General features: G+C 36.8%; 18 protein-coding genes. 8 read left to right on the top strand and 10 right to left on the bottom strand.

Annotated features, from left to right (window positions below; all coding sequences use genetic code 11):
* Positions 1 to 308 precede the first annotated feature (308 nt).
* The 3 genes from lpxB to surE are packed head-to-tail and all read right to left on the bottom strand — an operon-like array spanning position 309 to position 2459.
* The gene (gene lpxB / locus HQN83_RS17780; protein WP_173091852.1) at positions 309 to 1421 is read right to left on the bottom strand and encodes a lipid-A-disaccharide synthase; all 1113 of its coding nucleotides are present in this window, start codon (positions 1419 to 1421) and stop codon (positions 309 to 311) included.
* Entirely contained in the window at positions 1421 to 1687 is a 267-nt protein-coding gene (locus tag HQN83_RS17785; RefSeq protein WP_173091854.1) for a stationary phase survival protein SurE, read from the bottom strand. Before HQN83_RS17785 ends, lpxB begins: the two co-directional genes overlap by 1 nt.
* Positions 1680 to 2459, bottom strand: a complete 780-nt coding sequence (gene surE / locus HQN83_RS17790; RefSeq protein ID WP_173091857.1) for a 5'/3'-nucleotidase SurE — start codon at positions 2457 to 2459, stop codon at positions 1680 to 1682. Before surE ends, HQN83_RS17785 begins: the two co-directional genes overlap by 8 nt.
* A gap of 251 nt (positions 2460 to 2710) precedes the next feature.
* Here surE and HQN83_RS17795 point away from each other — a divergent pair, with 251 nt between their 5' ends.
* Positions 2711 to 5644: a M16 family metallopeptidase gene (locus HQN83_RS17795; protein WP_173091859.1), complete on the top strand. Its 2934-nt coding sequence runs from the start codon at positions 2711 to 2713 to the stop codon at positions 5642 to 5644.
* Positions 5645 to 5713: 69 nt separating this feature from the next.
* On the opposite strand, the gene HQN83_RS17800 is transcribed toward HQN83_RS17795, so the two are convergent.
* Positions 5714 to 5899, bottom strand: coding sequence for a CsbD family protein (locus HQN83_RS17800; RefSeq protein ID WP_048903769.1), 186 nt, complete (start codon positions 5897 to 5899; stop codon positions 5714 to 5716).
* Between the two features lie 67 nt (positions 5900 to 5966).
* Positions 5967 to 7859, bottom strand: coding sequence for an acetate--CoA ligase (acs, locus tag HQN83_RS17805; RefSeq protein WP_173091861.1), 1893 nt, complete (start codon positions 7857 to 7859; stop codon positions 5967 to 5969).
* 374 nt (positions 7860 to 8233) lie between these two features.
* Here acs and rpmB point away from each other — a divergent pair, with 374 nt between their 5' ends.
* From rpmB to HQN83_RS17840, 7 genes are all read left to right on the top strand, one after another.
* Positions 8234 to 8467, top strand: coding sequence for a 50S ribosomal protein L28 (rpmB, locus tag HQN83_RS17810; RefSeq protein ID WP_039866682.1), 234 nt, complete (start codon positions 8234 to 8236; stop codon positions 8465 to 8467).
* A gap of 40 nt (positions 8468 to 8507) precedes the next feature.
* The gene (gene rpmG, locus HQN83_RS17815) at positions 8508 to 8690 is read left to right on the top strand and encodes a 50S ribosomal protein L33 (RefSeq protein ID WP_108207548.1); all 183 of its coding nucleotides are present in this window, start codon (positions 8508 to 8510) and stop codon (positions 8688 to 8690) included.
* Positions 8691 to 8728: 38 nt separating this feature from the next.
* Positions 8729 to 8887 carry a DUF4295 domain-containing protein gene (locus HQN83_RS17820; RefSeq protein ID WP_108207550.1) on the top strand — a complete coding sequence of 53 codons (159 nt, stop codon included), beginning with the start codon at positions 8729 to 8731 and terminating at the stop codon, positions 8885 to 8887.
* 72 nt (positions 8888 to 8959) lie between these two features.
* Entirely contained in the window at positions 8960 to 9922 is a 963-nt protein-coding gene (ftsY, locus tag HQN83_RS17825) for a signal recognition particle-docking protein FtsY (RefSeq protein WP_108207552.1), read from the top strand.
* A gap of 127 nt (positions 9923 to 10049) precedes the next feature.
* Positions 10050 to 11384, top strand: coding sequence for a 30S ribosomal protein S12 methylthiotransferase RimO (gene rimO, locus HQN83_RS17830; protein ID WP_173091863.1), 1335 nt, complete (start codon positions 10050 to 10052; stop codon positions 11382 to 11384).
* A 46-nt stretch (positions 11385 to 11430) separates the two neighbouring features.
* On the top strand, positions 11431 to 13017 hold the full coding sequence (bshC, locus tag HQN83_RS17835; RefSeq protein WP_173091865.1) for a bacillithiol biosynthesis cysteine-adding enzyme BshC: 1587 nt from the start codon (positions 11431 to 11433) through the stop codon (positions 13015 to 13017).
* Between the two features lie 8 nt (positions 13018 to 13025).
* Positions 13026 to 14108 (top strand): Ldh family oxidoreductase, encoded by a 1083-nt coding sequence (locus HQN83_RS17840; protein ID WP_173091867.1) that lies wholly within the window; start codon positions 13026 to 13028, stop codon positions 14106 to 14108.
* On the opposite strand, the gene HQN83_RS17845 is transcribed toward HQN83_RS17840, so the two are convergent.
* From HQN83_RS17845 to HQN83_RS17865, 5 genes are all read right to left on the bottom strand, one after another.
* On the bottom strand, positions 14103 to 15527 hold the full coding sequence (locus tag HQN83_RS17845) for an alpha-L-fucosidase (RefSeq protein ID WP_173091869.1): 1425 nt from the start codon (positions 15525 to 15527) through the stop codon (positions 14103 to 14105). The genes HQN83_RS17840 and HQN83_RS17845 overlap by 6 nt on opposite strands.
* Positions 15528 to 15614: 87 nt before the next feature.
* Entirely contained in the window at positions 15615 to 16814 is a 1200-nt protein-coding gene (gene lepB / locus HQN83_RS17850) for a signal peptidase I (protein WP_173091871.1), read from the bottom strand.
* 9 nt (positions 16815 to 16823) lie between these two features.
* Positions 16824 to 17564 (bottom strand): 4-hydroxy-tetrahydrodipicolinate reductase, encoded by a 741-nt coding sequence (gene dapB, locus HQN83_RS17855; protein WP_173091873.1) that lies wholly within the window; start codon positions 17562 to 17564, stop codon positions 16824 to 16826.
* A 124-nt stretch (positions 17565 to 17688) separates the two neighbouring features.
* On the bottom strand, positions 17689 to 18345 hold the full coding sequence (locus tag HQN83_RS17860) for a DUF5683 domain-containing protein (protein ID WP_173091875.1): 657 nt from the start codon (positions 18343 to 18345) through the stop codon (positions 17689 to 17691).
* Positions 18345 to 19265, bottom strand: a complete 921-nt coding sequence (locus tag HQN83_RS17865; protein ID WP_173091877.1) for a ParB/RepB/Spo0J family partition protein — start codon at positions 19263 to 19265, stop codon at positions 18345 to 18347. The genes HQN83_RS17860 and HQN83_RS17865 overlap by 1 nt, the downstream gene beginning before the upstream one ends.
* Between the last annotated feature and the right edge of the window lie 5 nt (positions 19266 to 19270).

Raw genomic sequence — 19270 nt, forward strand, 5'->3', positions numbered from 1 at the left:
TTTGGTATACGTAGTTTTCAGTTAGTAGTTTTCAGTAAAACGTTTTATCAACGCCAATATTAAAGAAAATTGTTTAAACCCACCTGCTTTTTTTATTTTTTTTGAGAACAATTCTGTTACATTTCAAACTCAAGAAAAGTTAAAACCACAGCTAAGTACACTTAAAACAAAGCAATTACTAGAGGAATTTAAGACAAAAAAAGATGCTTTCAGGAAGCTGTAAATACTGGGATTTGACCTGGATTTTACAGAGATCTGACAGAGGGATGAAGGGAAATTACCCTTCATCCCTATTTTAGGTCTTTAGTTTAATGGTGATTTCCCTTAAGGTAAGAAGTTATGAGCTTAGCAGTACGCTCCGACGCTCCTGCTGTTCCCATTTTTGAGGACAGTTCTTTATAGTCGGTCAGCATTTTTTGTCTACCTTCTCCATCTACAACAAGATCAAGCTCATTAGCAATATTTTGAGTATTGCAATCTTGCTGAATCAATTCTTTTACCACTTTCCTATCCATAATTAAGTTCACTAAAGAAATGAATCTTATTTTAACCAGCATTCTGGCAATAGCAACGGAGATTGCTCCTCCGCGATAAACCACAACTTGAGGCACATGAAACAGCGCAGTTTCAAGTGTTGCCGTACCCGATGCTACAATAGCGGCGGTGGCAACATTCAGCAAATCATAGGTTCTTTCAAAAACCAGGGTTACATTTTCTGAAGAGATGAATTGCCTGTAATAACTTTCATCAAAAGTAGGGGCCGCCGCAACGACAAACTGATAGTCTGGAAAACGACCTGTAACACTTAACATATCAGGCAGTAAACGTTCTATTTCTTGCTTCCTGCTCCCTGGAAGCAAGGCTATAATCTTATCATTTAAACCGTAAGTACTTTTGAAAGAAGAATCGGGTTTGAACTGAGCAATTGCATCTAATAGAGGGTTACCAACATAGTCTACCTCCATGCCCCAGCCTTTATAAAAATCAACTTCAAAAGGCAAAATACAGAACAACTTATCAACTATTCTTTTAATTTTTAAAACCCGCTTTTGGTTCCATGCCCAAACCTTTGGAGATATATAATAACACACACGAATTCCATTCTCTTTTGCAAATTCTGCAATCTTTAAATTGAAACCCGGAAAATCTATCAGAATCAATGTATCAGGATTATACTCCAATACATCTGCCTTGCAGGCTTTCATATTTTTAAGGATGGTTCTGAGATTTAACAACACCTCAGTAAACCCCATAAAAGCCATTTCAGCATAATGCTTTTTAAGCACACCTCCTTCAGCCTTCATTTTATCGCCTCCATAAAATCTGAACTCAGCATCAGGATCCTGAACCTTTAGCGCTTTCATCAAGTTGGCGCCATGTAAATCTCCGGATGCTTCTCCGGCTACTAAATAATATCTCATTATTTGGAAACTTTATAAAAAAAGAAGACGAATGCCCAGAGAAAGGTAGCACTGATGATCCCCCTCCCTACATTTTCCTTATCCTGCTTAAAAAAATAATGCATTAGAATAGCATTAACTGCAATACAACCGATTAGCAACAAATCTGCTTTAGCTAAAAAGGCAAATTTATGCATCAGGTACCATACTCCTACTATCAATACTCCAGGTACCGAGACCCCGATACCCAAGCCTATTAGCACAGAATTCTTAACATTTTTAAACATCAAATGTCCAGGTGTTTAGAACAGGAATAGCATGATGAGCTGTTAAATCAAACTGAACTGGAACTACAGAAACAAAGCCATTTTCCAATGCCCAAACATCAGTATCTTCACCTTTGTCATTGTTTTGAAAAACACCGGTTAACCAATAATATGGACGCTCATATGGATCTTTTCTTTCATCGAACTCTTCTGCCCATTTAGCATTGGCTTGTCTGCATACCTTAATACCTTTTAACCCATCCCCTTTTGGGAAATTAACATTCAACAATGTCGCTTGTGGCAAGCCATGCTCCAGTACTTGTAAAGAAATAGCTTTAATAAACTTTTTACAATGACTAAAGTCAGCTTCTTGTGAGAAATCATCAAGCGAGAAACCAATTGACGGAATCCCCTCTATTGCTCCTTCTACTGCGGCAGACATAGTCCCTGAATAGATAACATTGATTGAATTATTTAATCCATGATTAACACCCGAAACACACAAATCAGGTTTTTGACCTTTAAATATCTTATTTACGGCAAGCTTTACACAATCAACAGGTGTACCAGAGCACTTATACATCTCCACACCCGGATACAAATCAACCCGATCAAAACGTAATGGCTTACCAATTGTAATTGCATGTCCCATTCCGGATTGAGGCCCATCAGGTGCAACCACAACTACATTCCCTATTTCCTGAACAACCTCAATTAGATTTTTAATTCCCGGAGCGGTTATACCGTCGTCATTTACCACTAAAATGTTTGGTCTGGATTGTTGCTTTTTCATTGTAAGATATATCTGTTTTTATTATGAGAATCAAAGCCTGTCGGGATGTCAAAATCACCTATTTAAGCAAAACTGATATGCCTACAGTCATTGTTGATGTAAAAGTACAAGAATTCGGTCTAAAGTTCAGGACTTAATGTACAATCCACATATATTTGATGTATAACTTAAAAGTTACGGAGCAGTTTTGAGGTTTTTTAGATAGCGCATCTGGACTGCTTTGTAACACATAAAAAATCAATTTTAAACATATGAAGAACAAACTATTAGCATTGTCCCTTTTCCTTTTAATCGGATCTGGGGTTTTAGCTCAATCTGGCTATCAATGGAAAACAGCCACCACTGATGGATACACCTATAAATATGTAACAAACGACCCAACCAAGTCGCGTTTTTACACATTAAAGAATGGATTAACAGTTATTTTATCTCAAAACACAAAAGAACCAACAATTGAGTTCAGATTGTCTGTAAGAGCCGGAAGTAATACAGATCCCCGTACAGCTACTGGTTTAGCTCACTACTTGGAGCATCTTCTGTTTAAAGGCACCGATAAATTCGGCACGATGGATTATGCAAAAGAAAAGCCTTTTTTGGATAAAATTGATGGCCTTTATGAGCAGTACAACAAAACCAAAGACCCTGTTAAACGTAAAGAAATTTATGCAGAAATAGACAAAACATCAGGACTTGCATCTAATTATTCTATTGCAAATGAATACGACAAGATGATGAAAGCCATAGGTGGTCAATCAACCAATGCCCATACATGGTATGAGGAAACCGTTTACAATGAGGATTTCCCAGCTAATGCAACTGACAAATTTTTAGCTCTACAGGCCGAAAGATTTCGCAACCCTGTATTCCGCATCTTCCATACAGAATTAGAGGCTGTTTATGAGGAGAAAAACCGCGGACTAGATAATGATGCTTGGAAGATGAACGAGAAAATGTCAGCGCTTTTATTCCCTACTCACAATTATGGTCAGCAAACTACAATTGGCACCATTGAGCATCTTAAAAATCCATCTTTAGTAGAGATCAGAAAATATTACAACAAATACTATGTGCCCAACAATATGGCAATAGCTATGTCTGGAGATTTTGATCCTGATGAAATGATTAAAAAGGTAGATAAATCATTTGCCTATATGCAACCAAAGCCTGTAGCGCTTTATAATCCTGCACCTGAAAAACCTTTAACTAAAATCCAAAAGGTAGACATATATGGCCCCAGTGCTGAAAGTATAGAGATTTCTTACAGAGGCTATGCAGAAAACACAAAACAAAGTATGCTATTGGATTTGATATCCAGCATTTTATCAAACGGAAAAGCGGGTTTATTCGACATCAACTTAAATAAACAGCAAAAAGTTCTCCGTTCAAATGCCGGCTATCAACAAATGAAAGATTACGGAGTTTTCAACATGACTGGACAACCTAAACAAGGACAAAGCTTAGAGGAAGTTCAAAAACTTCTAATGGAGCAAATTGAGATCTTAAAAAAAGGTGATTTTGATGAACGCCTTATTAAAGCAACCGTTGCCAATAGTAAATTAGGTTTGCTACAAGCATTTGACAACAATAGTTTCCGCGTTGAGTCGGTAACTAATGATTTCATTTTAAACCGTGGAACTAAATGGGATAAATCATTAAGCAATCCTGATGAGATGGCTAAAATTACTAAAAGTCAAATCACTCAATTTGCTAAGCAGTTTTTTATAAATAACTATGTAATTGCATTTAAGCACAAAGGCGAAGACAAAAATATAGCTAAAGTTGAAAAACCAACCATCACCCCTGTAAATACAAATGCTTCTGAAACATCTGCTTTCACAAAGAATTTACTTGCAGCACCAACAAATCCGATAGAGCCTAAATTTCTGGATTACAAAAAAGACCTGAATTTTGGAAAAGCTGGCATAGCTGATGTGATTACTGTTCAGAATAAAGAAAACAGTATTTTCCGTTTGTCTTACCGTTTTGATATGGGTACACTGAACAATATGCTGCAGCCATATGCATCGCAATATTTAACATTTTTAGCTACAGATAAATATACTGCCGAAGAAATCAGTAAAGAATTTTACAACATTGCCTGTAACTACAGCATTAATGTTGGCAATGAAGTTACTACCATTAATATTAGTGGCTTGCAGGAGAATTTTGATAAAGCAGTAAGTCTGGTTGAGCATATTTTAGCCAACTGTAAACCTAATGAGCAAGCACTAGTAGAACTTAAAAGCCGCATTCTTAAATCAAGAGAAAACAATAAACTGAATAAGAGTGCGATTCTTGGTGGGTTGATGAATTACGCTCAATATGGTTCAGCTAATCCATTTAATACAACTTTGAGCAATGAGGAAGTAAAAAACATTACTTCAGGTCAATTGATAGACATCCTACACAACATCGATAACTTTAAGCACACCATTACCTATTATGGGCCACAAACACTAGAGGCGTTTACAGAAAGCATTGGTAAACTTCATAAACTGCCTTCGGCATTTAGCGCGGAAAATCCAGCTAAAAAATTCACTTATACCAACAACGCAACAAATCAGGTTTATTTTGCCGATTATGACATGGTTCAATCTGAGATTCGTTGGGTAAGAAATGGTGGCGTTTTTAATCCGGATCTAACTTCCAAAATAAATTTATTCAATAGCTATTTTGGTGGTGGTATGGGATCTATAGTTTTCCAAACGATCCGTGAATCTAAGGCTCTGGCTTACTCAACATTTGCAGTTTATTCATCACCTGATAGAAAAGATAAAGAATATGCAATGGTAGCTTATGTTGGCAGTCAGGCAGATAAAATGAATGATGCTGTAGCAGGAATGAATGAGCTGCTTAATGATTTGCCACAAGCAGACAAATCATTCGATGCTTCGAAATACAATGCATTAAATGCGCTTGAAACGAGTCGTGTTACCAAGGATGATATTATACAAAGCTATTTTGCAGATCAGAAACTTGGAATTGATCATGATTCGAGAATTGATGAGTATAATGGCTTAAAACCTTTAACGTTTGCTGACATCAAAGAATTTCATGCTAACAATGTTGCCAATAAACCTTACAACTATTGTATTGTTGCCTCTGAGAAAAAAGTAAAATTAGAGGATATGCAGAAGTTTGGAACAGTTACCAAACTAACATTAGAGCAGATATTTGGGTACTAATATTCAAAAATGCGCATAAATAAGAAGCCCCTGATCAATATATTGATCAGGGGCTTCTTATTTATAGTTTTAAAGGGACTTTATCCACGTTACCAGTTCATCTCTGGTTTTTCCAGTTTTCTGCTGTAACTTACCTAGCAACTCATCATCTTTACCTTCTTCGTGTTTCAAGTCATCCTCGGTTAAGTCAGCATATGCTTGTTTCACTTTCCCCTTAATTTCATTCCATTTTCCTTTTAATTCTAACTTATCCATGATAGTTTTATTTTATGTTTTACAATAAATAGATACTATACGAACAGGATTAAGGAATAATTGTTTGTTACTTTTTTGCTTTTTCAATAATCTCATCAACTACTGCCGGATCTAGAAGCGTTGTAATATCTCCTAAGTTACTAGTATCTCCTTCAGCAATTTTCCTTAAAATACGGCGCATGATTTTGCCGGATCTTGTTTTAGGTAATCCTGAAACGAAAAGTATTTTATCCGGTTTAGCTATCGCCCCAATAACACGGGTAACGGTCTGAAGAATATCCTTACGTGTTAAGTCCTCGTCTGAGTGTACATTAGGATTGATCACAAAAGCATATATACCCTGGCCTTTTACCTCATGAGGAAAACCTACAACAGCGCTTTCTACAACACCAGCATGCATGTTAATTGCGTTTTCAACTTCAGCTGTTCCAATTCTATGTCCAGATACGTTGATTACATCATCTACCCTACCGGTAATTCTGTAATAACCATCCTCGTCTCTTAAGCAACCATCACCTGTAAAGTACATATTCTCATAAGTAGAGAAATAAGTTTGCTTACAACGTTCATGATCTCCATAAGTTGTGCGCAACATACCAGGCCAAGGGAATTTAATACAAAGGTTACCACTTACTCCATTACCTTCAATTTCATTGCCTTGCTCATCAACTAAAACCGGCTGTATACCCGGCAAAGGAAGTGTTGCAAAACTTGGTTTAGTTGGTGTTACAAAAGCTATTGGAGAAATCATAATACCACCGGTTTCTGTTTGCCACCAGGTATCAACAATTGGGCAATTGCTTTTGCCTATATTTTCATCAAACCAATGCCATGCTTCTTCGTTTATAGGTTCTCCTACCGATCCTAAAACTCTTAGCGAACTTAAGTCGACCCCTTCAAGAGGCTGTAGTCCAAAACTCATTAGAGAACGGATTGCAGTTGGCGCAGTATATAAAATGTTTACTTTATGTTTTTCTACTACCTGCCACATTCTAGAAGCGTCAGGATAGGTAGGAATACCTTCGAATATTACAGTTGTTGCTCCTTGCGAAAGTGGACCATAAACAATATAAGAATGCCCTGTAATCCAGCCAATATCTGCTGTACAGAAGAACACTTCATCAGGCTGATAATTAAACACATTAGAAAACGTGTATCCGGCATAAACCATATATCCACCAACAGTATGCACTACACCTTTTGGCTTACCTGTAGAGCCTGAAGTATATAATATAAATAACAAATCTTCGGCATCCATTTCTTCGGCCGGACAATTTGTATCTACCAGTTTTATCTCATCTTCCCACCAAATGTCACGTCCCTTTAACATAGAAACAGGAGTTCTGGTATGGGTTAAAACGATAACTTTTGCAACCGAAGGGCAACCAATAAGTGCATCATCAATTACTTCTTTTAACTGAATTTGTTTATTCCCTCTAAATGCACCATCGGCAGTAATTACTACTCTACATTGTGCATCATTAATACGATCTGCAATAGATTTTGCAGAGAATCCGCCAAATACAACAGAATGGACAGCGCCTATACGTGCACAGGCAAGTACGGCAACAGCCAACTCCGGAACCATTGGCATATAAATACAAACGCGATCTCCTTTTTGTACTCCGTTCTTTTTTAGAACGTTGGCAAATCGGCAAACCTGTTCGTGTAATATTTTATAACTTAAAGTGATACTATCTTTACTCGGATCATTGGGTTCCCAGATGATAGCAGGTTTATCCCCATTTTCAGCCAGATGGCGGTCGAGGCAATTTTCAGTGATGTTCAGTTTGGCGCCTTCGAACCACTTGATATTAGGTTCAGAGAAATTCCAGGAAAGTACTTTATCCCATTTCTTTTTCCAAAGAAAATTATCGGCTATACCTGCCCAGAATTGTTCAGGTTGATCTACGCTTAACTGATAAGTCCTTTGATATTCTTCAAATGAATTAATTTGCATATTTGGTTTATTTCAACAACTAAAATCCAAACTTAGATAAAATTGTGCTTTATAAAAACAATTTTATTTATCTATATTATAGTGGTAAAAAAGAGTGTTCAGAAAGATACTTGGCTTCGGCTTTCTGCACAGCTTCTCCATACCTTCTGCGCACCTGATACACAAAAAGGTACTTTTTCTCGCAGAAGCTGCGCAGAACGTACGCAAGAGGTACGTTAAAAGTAATAACGAGGTCTTTATATTTACCACGGCTACTGCTAACAAATAATAAATGAAATTATTTTTGACTCTTACTTGATGATTACAAATATTTTACTGATATTTGCACACTCTTAAAAAATAAAGAAGAACAATTAATAAATATATTTAAAGGCATGTCTAGAGTTTGTGATTTAACCGGAAAAATGGCAATGACAGGTTTTAATGTTTCTCACTCAAACGTTAAAACCAAGCGTAAGTTTTATCCCAACTTACAACTTCAGAAATTTTATATTCCTGATGAGGATCGTTGGATAACACTGAAAGTATCTACTTCAGCTATCAAAACCATCAATAAAATTGGTATTACAGAAGCGATTAACCGCTTCATGAAAAAAGGATATTTGTAGAAACATTGGTTGATGTGAAATCAACCTTAATATTAATAAAATGGCAAAAAAAGGTAACAGAGTACAAGTTATTCTAGAGTGTACAGAACATAGAACCAGTGGCATGCCTGGTGCTTCTAGATATATCACTACTAAAAACCGTAAAAACACTACTGAGAGATTAGAGTTGAAAAAATTCAATCCAGTGTTGAGAAAAGTAACTGTACACAAAGAAATTAAGTAATACATTTAGTATTTAACTAAATACAATCTATTTAGATCATGGCAAAAAAGGTAGTTGCTACCCTGAAAACGGGTAAAGGAAAAGAATATTCGAAAGTTATTACAATGACTAAGTCGCCAAAATCTGGTGCTTATTCTTTCAAAGAAGTTATTGTTCACAACGATCACGTTCAAGATGCTATTGCATCTAAAAAATAATTTTAATATTTTATAATATTAAAGCCGTCCCTTTATACTGGGAGGGCTTTTTTTGTTTTTCTATACATTCTTATGGGTTTATTTGATTTTTTTAAGAAAAAAGAGACCGCGCCTGAAGCGCAGGAAGCTCTCGACAAGGGATTAGAGAAAACTAAAGAGGGTTTTTTAAGTAAAATCACTAAAGCTGTAGCAGGTAAATCTACTGTCGATGATGATGTACTTGATAACCTGGAAGAAGTTTTGGTAACCTCCGATGTTGGTGTAACTACCACATTGAAGATTATCGATCGCATACAGAAACGTGTAGCAAAGGACAAATACTTATCTACCTCCGAGCTAAACAATCTTCTGCGTGATGAGATCCAGTTGTTACTGGCAGAAAATAACAGCAACGATTTCAGAAGCTTTGAATATGGTAATCATAAGCCATATGTAATTATGGTAGTTGGTGTAAATGGTGTGGGTAAAACCACAACCATAGGTAAACTTGCACATAAACTTAAAGCAGAAAACCTTAAAGTTGTTTTAGGTGCCGCCGATACTTTTAGAGCCGCAGCGGTTGAGCAAATTAAACTTTGGGGTGAACGTGTTGGAGTGCGTGTTGTAGCTCAGGCAATGGGTTCCGATCCAGCCTCTGTAGCATTCGACACTTTACAGTCGGCCGTTGCCAATGGCGAAGACGTGGTAATTATAGATACTGCCGGTCGTTTGCACAACAAGGTTGGTTTAATGAACGAATTGGGTAAAATTAAAAATGTGATGCAAAAGGTAATACCTGGTGCACCACACGAAATATTATTGGTGCTTGATGGTTCAACTGGTCAAAATGCTTTTGAACAGTGCAAACAGTTTACTGAAGCAACTGATGTTAATGCCCTTGCTATTACGAAATTAGATGGAACTGCTAAAGGTGGTGTTGTTATCGGCATCTCTGACCAGTTTAAAATACCTGTAAAATACATAGGCGTTGGCGAAAGCATGAACGACCTGCAATTATTTGATAAAAAGGCTTTCGTTGATAGCTTGTTTAAATAAAACAATCGTCATCCTGACCTCGAAAGAGAAAAGCTATCATGCATGTCCAAGATCCTGAAATAAATTCAGGATGACGTGAAATACAGACAAGCATAAAAGAAATAAAAAATATACTGACTTACAAAACATGAATACAAAAACTTCCACAAAAATAATCCCTGTCAAAAAACCAAAGATCAACGTAATCACACTGGGCTGCTCCAAAAACACTTACGACTCTGAAGTTTTGATGGGTCAGTTGCGCGGAAACAGTTTAGATGTTGTTCATGAATCGAATAAGATTGGCAAAGACGATATCGTAGTAATCAATACTTGCGGTTTTATCGACAATGCAAAACAGGAATCAATTGATACCATACTGCAATACAGTCAACTAAAAGATGAAGGTAAAGTAGGAAAAGTAATTGTAACAGGATGCTTATCGGAACGTTACAAACCTGAATTAGAATCAGAAATCACCAATGTTGATGCCTTCTTTGGTACCAACGATTTAAATAATTTATTGCACTCTTTAGGTGCAAATTACAAACATGAGCTAATTGGTGAACGCTTGTTAACCACTCCTTCTCATTACGCTTATTTCAAAATTGCAGAAGGCTGTAACAGACCTTGTTCTTTTTGTGCTATCCCACTGATGCGTGGTAAACACGTATCTCGTGATATGGAAGAATTAGTAAATGAAGCTAAAATATTAGCAGCTAATGGCACCAAAGAGCTGATCTTAATTGCTCAGGATCTTACTTATTATGGTCTGGACATTTATGGAAAACGTAATCTTGATGAGTTATTACGCAGATTATCTGACGTAAAAGGAATCGAGTGGATCAGACTTCAATACGCCTACCCTTCTGGTTTCCCAATGGAAATTCTAGATGCCATGAACGAGCGTGAGAACATCTGCAAGTATTTAGATATGCCTTTACAGCACATTACAGATAACATGCTGAAATCTATGCGTCGTGGTATTACTAAACAAAAAACCATCGACATCGTAAACGAGATTAGAGCTAAAGTACCTGGTATCGCTATGCGTACTACTTTAATTTGCGGATACCCTGGAGAAACTGAGCAGGATTTTGAAGAGATGCTTAGCTGGGTTGAGGAAACTCGTTTCGACAGATTAGGATGTTTCACCTATTCTCATGAAGAAAAAACACATGCACATAATTTAGTTGATGATGTCCCTGATGAAGTAAAACAGGAACGTGTTGATGCTATTATGGAATTACAACAAGGTATCTCTTTCGACATAAACCAAGATAAAGTAGGTAAAACCTATAAAGTTTTGATAGATAGAAAAGAGGGTGATTTCTTTATTGGCCGTACTGAATTTGATTCTCCGGAAGTTGATAATGAAGTTCTAATTGATGCTGCAACAGGTTATGCAGCCAATGGAACCTTTGTAAATGTTAAGATTGATCGCGCCGAAGATTTCGATCTATATGGACAGATTGTAAAATAAAGGCTTCATATTTAGATTTATAGTTTATTAGCTTAAATTCGTAACAATGCAAGCTAAATACATCTCTTATCAGGAAACTAATGCGTTCTCTTCCACCGTACTAGATTACATTGGAAAAAATGAGAAACTGAGCTCTTTTTATAAGTATAAACCGGATTTTTCTGGTTTTGCTAAAGCTATTGCTGAACGAAATTTTAGTGCTGACAGAGCAACTCTGGTCAGCACTTTACAAAAGCAGTATTCATCAATTAGCCTTTCGCCTCTAGTAAAAGCCAACATTGAGCTATTAGCTGACAAAAAAACTTTTACCATTACTACCGGCCATCAGCTAAATATATTTACCGGTCCCTTATATTTTATCTATAAAATAGTTACAGCAATTAACCTTGCTATTGATTTAAAACAGCAATTCCCTGATTACAATTTTGTGCCTGTTTATTGGATGGCAACAGAAGATCATGATTTTGAGGAAATCAATCATACAAAGGTTGAGGATAAAATGCTTACCTGGAATAAAAATGCTAGTGGCGCAACCGGAAGGTTAGGCACTGCTGATATTGCTGAAGTGCTTACCGCTTACAAAGGATACCTTGGTATAAGCGAAAATGGCATCAAGTTTTCTAAAATAGTTGATCAGGCTTATGCAAAAAACGAAAAACTCAGTGATGCTACCCGCGAACTAGTAGATTCACTTTTCAGTAAGTATGGTTTAGTTTGTGTAGATGCAGATGATCATAATCTTAAAAGTCAATTTGCCGAGATTATCTATAAAGACATAACTGAAGAAAACAGTTTCAAATACATCAGTAAAACTAATGCTGATCTGGAAGCTCTTGGTTACAAAACTCAGGTTAATCCCAGGGAAATCAATTTCTTTTACATGATTGATGGCTTAAGAGAGCGTATTGTTGAAGAAAACGGCCTCTATCAAGTGATGAATTCTTCTATCGAATTCACTAAAGAAGAACTTCAAAAAGAAATAAATACTTATCCTGAAAGATTTAGCCCTAACGTAGTAATGAGGCCGGTTTACCAGGAAGTAATACTTCCAAATCTGGCTTATATCGGAGGAGGTGCTGAAGTAACTTACTGGCTACAGCTAAAAGCAAACTTTGATCATTATAAGGTAGATTTCCCTGTCTTGCTATTGCGTAATTCCGCTATGGTTATCGACAAAAGAAGCGAGGCCAGAATGGAAATCTTAGGAATCAGTCATAGAAATTTATTTAGCGAAACTGAAACCTTAAAAAACGAATGGGTTAAATCTCACGTTAATTTTGAATTCTCTCTTGATAACGAAGAACGATCAGTAGCAGCTATTTTTGATCAAATAAAGCTTAATGCTTACAAAATAGATAAAAGTCTTTCTCAGTCCGCAGATGCGGCCAAAACCAGGGCTTTAAAACTAATCTCTACTCTGGAGAAAAAAATGTTAAGAGCCGAAAAGCGAAAGCATGTTACTTCATTCGCTCAAATAGAAAATCTTAAAGAAAAATTATTCCCTACAGGGGTGTTACAGGAAAGGGTGCTTAATATTGCTCCAATGGTGGTGCTTTATGGTGATGATTTTATTGATTCATTAGTTGCCACCTTTAAACCTTTAGACCACCAATTTACAGTTCTTTTTGCTTAAAAAATCCAATGACCTTTTACACTTTTACAGAAAACAAATTACGCCAGTTTACAGAGAACGTATTTCTAAAAATGGGATGTCCGCTAGTAGATGCTCAATTGGCGGCTGACGTACTATTAAAATCTGATTTAAGGGGCATTGATTCTCATGGTGTAGCGCGCTTGAGTGGCTATGTTCGCCTATGGGAAAAGCAACGAATAAATGCAACGCCTACAATAAAAGTTGTTCATGAAACTGCCACAACTGCCACTGTTGATGGCGATGGCGGTTTAGGTTTAGTAGTTGCACCTTTTGCTATGAAAATTGCAATTGAAAAGGCGCGTATTTATGGTAGCGGATGGGTTGCAGTTAAAAACTCAAATCACTTTGGTATTGCAGGCTACCATTCATTAATGGCAGTTGAACAGGAAATGATTGGTATTAGCATGACTAATGCGAGCCCCCTTGTTGCACCAACTTATTCTAATGAACGTCTACTGGGCACCAACCCAATGTGTTATGCTTTTCCGGCAGGCAAATACCCTCCTGTTATAGTTGATATGGCAACTGCCGCAGCTGCAAACGGAAAACTGGAGATTGCCCAAAGATCAAATCAGCCTATTCCAGAGGGATGGGTTCAGGATTCTTCAGGTAATACTTCTATAAATCCCCATCAATTAAAAGAAGGTGGTTCTTTGTTACCATTAGGTAGTGATAAAGATCATGGAAGCCATAAAGGTTATGGTTTGAGTGCTACCGTAGATATTTTATCAGCAGTGTTATCAGGTGCAAATTATGGCCCTTGGGTACCACCATTTGTTGCTTTCCTAGAGCCACCTACCGATCCGGTTGGTGAAGGTATAGGACATTTTCTTGGTGCAATGAGAGTCGATGGCTTTAGGCCAGCACAAGACTTTAAGGATCATCTTGACAATTGGATTGAGCGTTTTAAAAGCGCTAAAACTGTTGATCCTGATAAAAAGGTAATTATTCCGGGAGAACCGGAATTTGCTTATGAACAAGATCGTCGAATTAATGGCATACCGTTAATTGATGTGGTTGTTAATGACTTAAACGAACTTGCCAAGAAACTTGAAATAGAGGGGCTATAAAGCCCCTTTAAATGAAAATGCCAATGCCGGTAGATCTTTCTGGATATTTTTAGGCAACCATACTTTTACAGTTGTTCCCTTGTTTTCCCATTTAACCTTTTGTCCGGTTTGTATTAATGTGATTGCTGTTCCTTTAGCAGGTATGTTTCCGTTCCAAACAACATATTCAGGTGTTTTATCTTTAAGACAAGTTAATGCATACTTGGTTTTCCCGTCCTTACTTTGAGTAAACCAGTTATCTCCATCATGGTAGTCTTTAGTGATTCTGGTATTGTAAATTGCTTTTCCATTTACATTTAACCACTTACCTATATCTTCAAGTCTGGCTATCGCATCCTGAGGAATGGTTCCGTCAGCTTTAGGTCCAACTCCCAATAATAAACTACCCCCTTTTGCTACAACTTCAATTAGCGTATGTATAACCTTTGTAGCAGATTTATATTGATCATTTGGAACAAATCCCCATGCACCGCCTAAAGTCATACAGCTTTCCCATGGGTTTGCTAATTGTTTTTGAGGTACACTTTGTTCAGGTGTCTGATAATTTTCATATGGTCCGTGAACCGTTCTATCTACCATTAATAAACCTGGTTGTGCTTTACGTGCCATGTTAGCAATTGCAGGCATATCAATATCTTGGCTCCATTCAGGAATTTTCATTCCCCATGCAAGCACTTCTTCATTAACCGTTTCTAATGGCCTAACCCATCCTCCATCTAGCCAGAGAATATCCACTGAGCCGTAATTATGCATCAATTCACTAATCTGATTAAATGTTTGCTTTTTAAACATGCTCCATCTCCATGGATTTTTCCTGATGTCGTAGTTATTATTTCTATCTGGAGTTGCATACTTAGGCCACCAATAATACTCAGAATGCCAATCGGGCTTCGAAAAGTAAGCACCAATCATAAAGCCTTGCTTACGGAACGCATCGAATACATATTTTGCAACATCAGCTTTCGGATTGTCTTTAAACGGCCCTGCCGAGATTTTAAAATCTGATTCTTTAGTATCAAACATATTAAAACCATCGTGGTGTTTAGTTGTAAATACCAGGTATTTCATACCTGCATCTTTACCTACTTTAGCCCATTGCTCCGGATTAAATTTAACCGGGTTAAATTCTTTACTTAAACCCCAGTACCATCTCTTATAATCTTCGTAGTTACTTGTACTATCTCTGGAAATCCAATCTTCAGAACATATACTCCAAGACTCTATCATACCTGGAACAGCATACAAGCCCCAATGAATAATCATTCCAAACTTCTGATCCTGCCATTTATCTAACTTCTGACTAACTAATGGATCTTTAGGCCATTCGTAAACGGTTGATTGGTGATGCACACCGTTATCCTGGGCTTTTAGTACATTAAAAAGAGTAACTAAGCCTAATATTATAATGCTTTTCTTCATGCTGCCTTAAAAGTAAAAAAAACTCAGTAAAAAAAAGAGGAAGCCCTACTGAACTCCCTCTTTTTACGCATTAAGTATCTATTATACCTAGTTTATTCCTCTTAACAATCTATTCCATCTAATTTTACTAAAGAAAGATCCATTGGTATTATAGCTCATCCAAATAAACAATGCTTTACCAACAATATGGTCTTCAGGAACAAATCCCCAATAACGAGAGTCTAATGAATTATGTCTATTATCTCCCATCATCCAATAGTAGTCCATTTTAAAGGTATAGCTTGTTGCGGGCTTACCATTAATTAACCAACCATTACCTGATTTTTCCAATTTATTCCCCTCATAAATCCTAATACTTCTTTCATAAAGAGGCATAGTAGCACTGTCAAGTTGAACCGTCCAACCCTTTTTAGGGATAACAAACGGGCCAAAATTATCTGCATTCCAATTTCTTTTTGGATCAAAAGGGAAAACATCTTTCTCCTGATATCCTTCTGGCTGCGTTATTTCTTTAACAGATTGCACAAAATCAAGCTTGGCAACACTGGCCATCATTGGCTCAGTTCCTGTAAAGGTATAGACATTTGGAGATGACTGACTAACCTCCTCTGATATATTGAAACCAAGGTCTTCAAAAACAGAGAAATTTATGTCAGAGGTCTTAAATGTAACAGCATAAGTCATCTGTCCGGTACTTTTAAGTTTCTCTGGTTTGCCATTTACTGAGACAAGTCCGTCTTTCATACTTATTGTATCGCCACCAATACCTATACATCTTTTAATATAGTTTTCCCTTTTATCTACAGGCCTGGTAACAATAGTGTAATGCTTGTTGATTGCATCCCACCCTTCAGATCGTACCATTTTGTAATAATCAACATCTTGAATCTCAAGAGCAACAGTATCACCCTGAGGGTAGTTAAATACAACTACATCATTTCTTTTAATTTCTGACAAACCTGGCAGTCTATGATATTTCCACTGCACACCATCCCAATAAGCCTTAGTACCAGTTAAAGGCATTGTATGATGAGCAAAAGGAAATGCTACCGGTGTCATTGGAATACGAGGCCCATAATTAACCTTACTAACAAACAAAAAATCACCAATTAACAATGACCTTTCCATTGAACCTGTAGGAATTGTGTATGCTTCTATAAAGAATACTCTAATAATTGTTGCTGCAATTACTGCGAACAAAATAGCATCAACCCATTCACGGCTTCTGGACTTTTTCTTTTTCGGCTTGGCATCCTTATTTTCCTTTTGCCAGAATTTCCAATTCATATTTCTTTCTTATTTAAAATTAAATATATCAGCTATATTATAAAAACCTTGTTTTTTCTCTAACCATTCAGCAGCCACAACTGCACCTAGAGCAAAGCCCGAACGATTGTGAGCAGTATGCTTAAACTCAATTTCATCAACTTCCGAACTATATACAACAGTATGTGTACCTGGTATATTCTCTATCCTATGTGATTCAATAAGCAATTGTTCTTTCTTTAATACATCGTCAAACTGTGTTCCCACTAGTTCATTCACCCATTCGTTCTTTCTATCCAGATTCTCAATAATATCTTCTGCAATAGTCATTGCTGTACCGCTTGGCGAATCTAACTTCTGAGTATGGTGTATTTCTTCAACCTGAACTTCATACGCAGGAAAGCCATTCATCAACTTTGCAAGCACTTTATTCATATGAAAGAAGATATTAACCCCAATGCTAAAGTTTGACCCGTAAAGAAGTGAATTGTTACGGGTAAGGCACTCATTCTTTACTTCCTGTAACTGTCCATACCAACCAGTAGTACCTACCACAACAGGAACATTGGCATCAAAACAAGCATAAATATTATTTATTGCTGCATCTGGAGCGCTGAAATCAATAGCTACATCAGCCTTTTTTAAATTAGAGGTTGTTAAGTCTTCGAGGTTATCAATATTTATCTTTAAGACTACTTCATGCCCTCTTTCTAATGCAAAACGTTCAATAATCTGACCCATTTTACCGTAACCTAGTAATGCTATTTTCATTGACTGTATTCTTTTGTTTCTTTTGATTCAAGCTTAAAAATAAGCCGATTCATTTAATATTTCTTATTTTTTGCTAAAGGTATTAAAAGCCAGCATATCCCAATCAAAACATGCATAAAATATGCTAGAATCTTACAGTAAGCTTTATTCCTGGAGTTACATTATTATAACCATACATATACTCAGTATTAATTAATCCTGGAGATAGCTTCATACCAATATCATCTACATTAAAGTATTTTAATCGGGCATCTATGTATGCTTCAACAACGTTAAGAAGATATAAGCCTATATAAGAGAAAATGATTACCTCTTTATTTCTTCTAAAAAGGTCTTTGGCCGTAATCAAGCCTTGCTCATCCATATTGTTATACGGAAAATCCGGGCTTTTCTCTCCTAGATGCGCAGGGTCTCTACGATAAACAATTTCGTTGTAAAAAAGCTTGTAATTCTTACTATTATCTATAAATGAAATGGTAAGAAGAGTAAAACCAGTATATAAACCAGCAACTTTTGCAAGTCTGTAAACCGTAACACCATTTCTAATTTGACCAAGACCAGGGAGCATTAATGAACTAAGGACTGCCCTTCTTCCCGCAATCTTACCGGGATTTATATAGGCAGGCTTTTTAAGCGTATCCACCTTTTGAGGTCTGATCGGCTCAATCACTGGTTTTGTTTTATTAATCAGTGTATCTTTTTTTACTACAGGATTTTCTTGAGCACTAACCGTCACTCCAATAAAAAGAAACAAGACCGATAGCAGCAGACTTTTGTACATTACCAATCTAATAATTCCAAAATACGACTCAGGTCATCTTCCGACATGAACGGGATTTCAATAGCACCTTTCCCATTTTCACCTACCTTTAATTTAACTTTAGTAGCAAATCTGGAGGCTAAATCCTTCTGTAGTTTTTGATATTCAAACGGAACACCAATAGGTTGTCTGTTTGTTTTTGGTTTTACCTGAACACTGTTTATACTTCTAACCAACTCTTCAACCTTACGTACAGATAGTTCCTTATCTATAATTTCGTCGTGAATAAAAAGCTGTTTTTCTACCTGCTCAACATTTATCAAAGCACGGGCATGTCCCATTGAAATCTTTTGATCTCTTATGGAAACTTGTATCGCCGGTGGTAATTTCAAAAGACGCAAGTAATTGGTTACCGTAGAACGGTTTTTACCAACTCTTTCACCTAGTTGCTCTTGTTTTAGATTACATTCATCTATCATTTGCTGAAAACTCAATGCAATCTCAATGGCATTAAGATTTTCACGCTGAATGTTCTCGATAAGTGCCATTTCCAGCATTTGCTGATCATTGGCACTACGTACATACGCGGGGATTTCGGTTAGCCCTGCTAATTTAGAAGCTCTTAATCTTCTCTCCCCAGAGATTAACTGATACTTACCACCAGGTTGTTTCCTTACTGTAATTGGCTGTATTAGTCCTTGTACCCTGATGGATTCAGAAAGTTCGTTTAAAGCAACCTGATCAAATTCAGTACGAGGTTGATACGGGTTAGTCTCAATATCACTAATATTGATATGTCCGATATTGTTGTTATTACCGCCCTCTTGCTTTGTTTCGCTTACCGGATTAACTCCGTTCTTTGGCGGGTTTACAGCATCTGAGTCATCCAAAAGCGCACTTAACCCTTTACCTAAACCTGTTTTTCGCTGAAAAGATGTCATTAAAA

It is taken from the genome of Pedobacter foliorum, from assembly GCF_013266735.1.
In the GTDB taxonomy this organism is placed as follows: domain Bacteria; phylum Bacteroidota; class Bacteroidia; order Sphingobacteriales; family Sphingobacteriaceae; genus Pedobacter; species Pedobacter foliorum.

Excerpts from the sequence above, each read along its gene's own strand:
- rpmG (WP_108207548.1), top strand. The coding sequence starts at position 8,508 with ATGGCAAAAAAAGGTAACAGAGTACAAGTTATTCTAGAGTGTACAGAA.
- HQN83_RS17785 (WP_173091854.1), bottom strand. The coding sequence starts at position 1,687 with ATGTTTAAAAATGTTAAGAATTCTGTGCTAATAGGCTTGGGTATCGGG.
- rpmB (WP_039866682.1), top strand. The coding sequence starts at position 8,234 with ATGTCTAGAGTTTGTGATTTAACCGGAAAAATGGCAATGACAGGTTTT.
- HQN83_RS17820 (WP_108207550.1), top strand. The coding sequence starts at position 8,729 with ATGGCAAAAAAGGTAGTTGCTACCCTGAAAACGGGTAAAGGAAAAGAA.
- HQN83_RS17800 (WP_048903769.1), bottom strand. The coding sequence starts at position 5,899 with ATGGATAAGTTAGAATTAAAAGGAAAATGGAATGAAATTAAGGGGAAA.
- rimO (WP_173091863.1), top strand. The coding sequence starts at position 10,050 with ATGAATACAAAAACTTCCACAAAAATAATCCCTGTCAAAAAACCAAAG.
- lpxB (WP_173091852.1), bottom strand. The coding sequence starts at position 1,421 with ATGAGATATTATTTAGTAGCCGGAGAAGCATCCGGAGATTTACATGGC.
- dapB (WP_173091873.1), bottom strand. The coding sequence starts at position 17,564 with ATGAAAATAGCATTACTAGGTTACGGTAAAATGGGTCAGATTATTGAA.
- surE (WP_173091857.1), bottom strand. The coding sequence starts at position 2,459 with ATGAAAAAGCAACAATCCAGACCAAACATTTTAGTGGTAAATGACGAC.
- lepB (WP_173091871.1), bottom strand. The coding sequence starts at position 16,814 with ATGAATTGGAAATTCTGGCAAAAGGAAAATAAGGATGCCAAGCCGAAA.
- ftsY (WP_108207552.1), top strand. The coding sequence starts at position 8,960 with ATGGGTTTATTTGATTTTTTTAAGAAAAAAGAGACCGCGCCTGAAGCG.
- HQN83_RS17860 (WP_173091875.1), bottom strand. The coding sequence starts at position 18,345 with ATGTACAAAAGTCTGCTGCTATCGGTCTTGTTTCTTTTTATTGGAGTG.
- bshC (WP_173091865.1), top strand. The coding sequence starts at position 11,431 with ATGCAAGCTAAATACATCTCTTATCAGGAAACTAATGCGTTCTCTTCC.
- HQN83_RS17840 (WP_173091867.1), top strand. The coding sequence starts at position 13,026 with ATGACCTTTTACACTTTTACAGAAAACAAATTACGCCAGTTTACAGAG.
- HQN83_RS17865 (WP_173091877.1), bottom strand. The coding sequence starts at position 19,265 with ATGACATCTTTTCAGCGAAAAACAGGTTTAGGTAAAGGGTTAAGTGCG.
- acs (WP_173091861.1), bottom strand. The coding sequence starts at position 7,859 with ATGCAAATTAATTCATTTGAAGAATATCAAAGGACTTATCAGTTAAGC.
- HQN83_RS17795 (WP_173091859.1), top strand. The coding sequence starts at position 2,711 with ATGAAGAACAAACTATTAGCATTGTCCCTTTTCCTTTTAATCGGATCT.
- HQN83_RS17845 (WP_173091869.1), bottom strand. The coding sequence starts at position 15,527 with ATGAAGAAAAGCATTATAATATTAGGCTTAGTTACTCTTTTTAATGTA.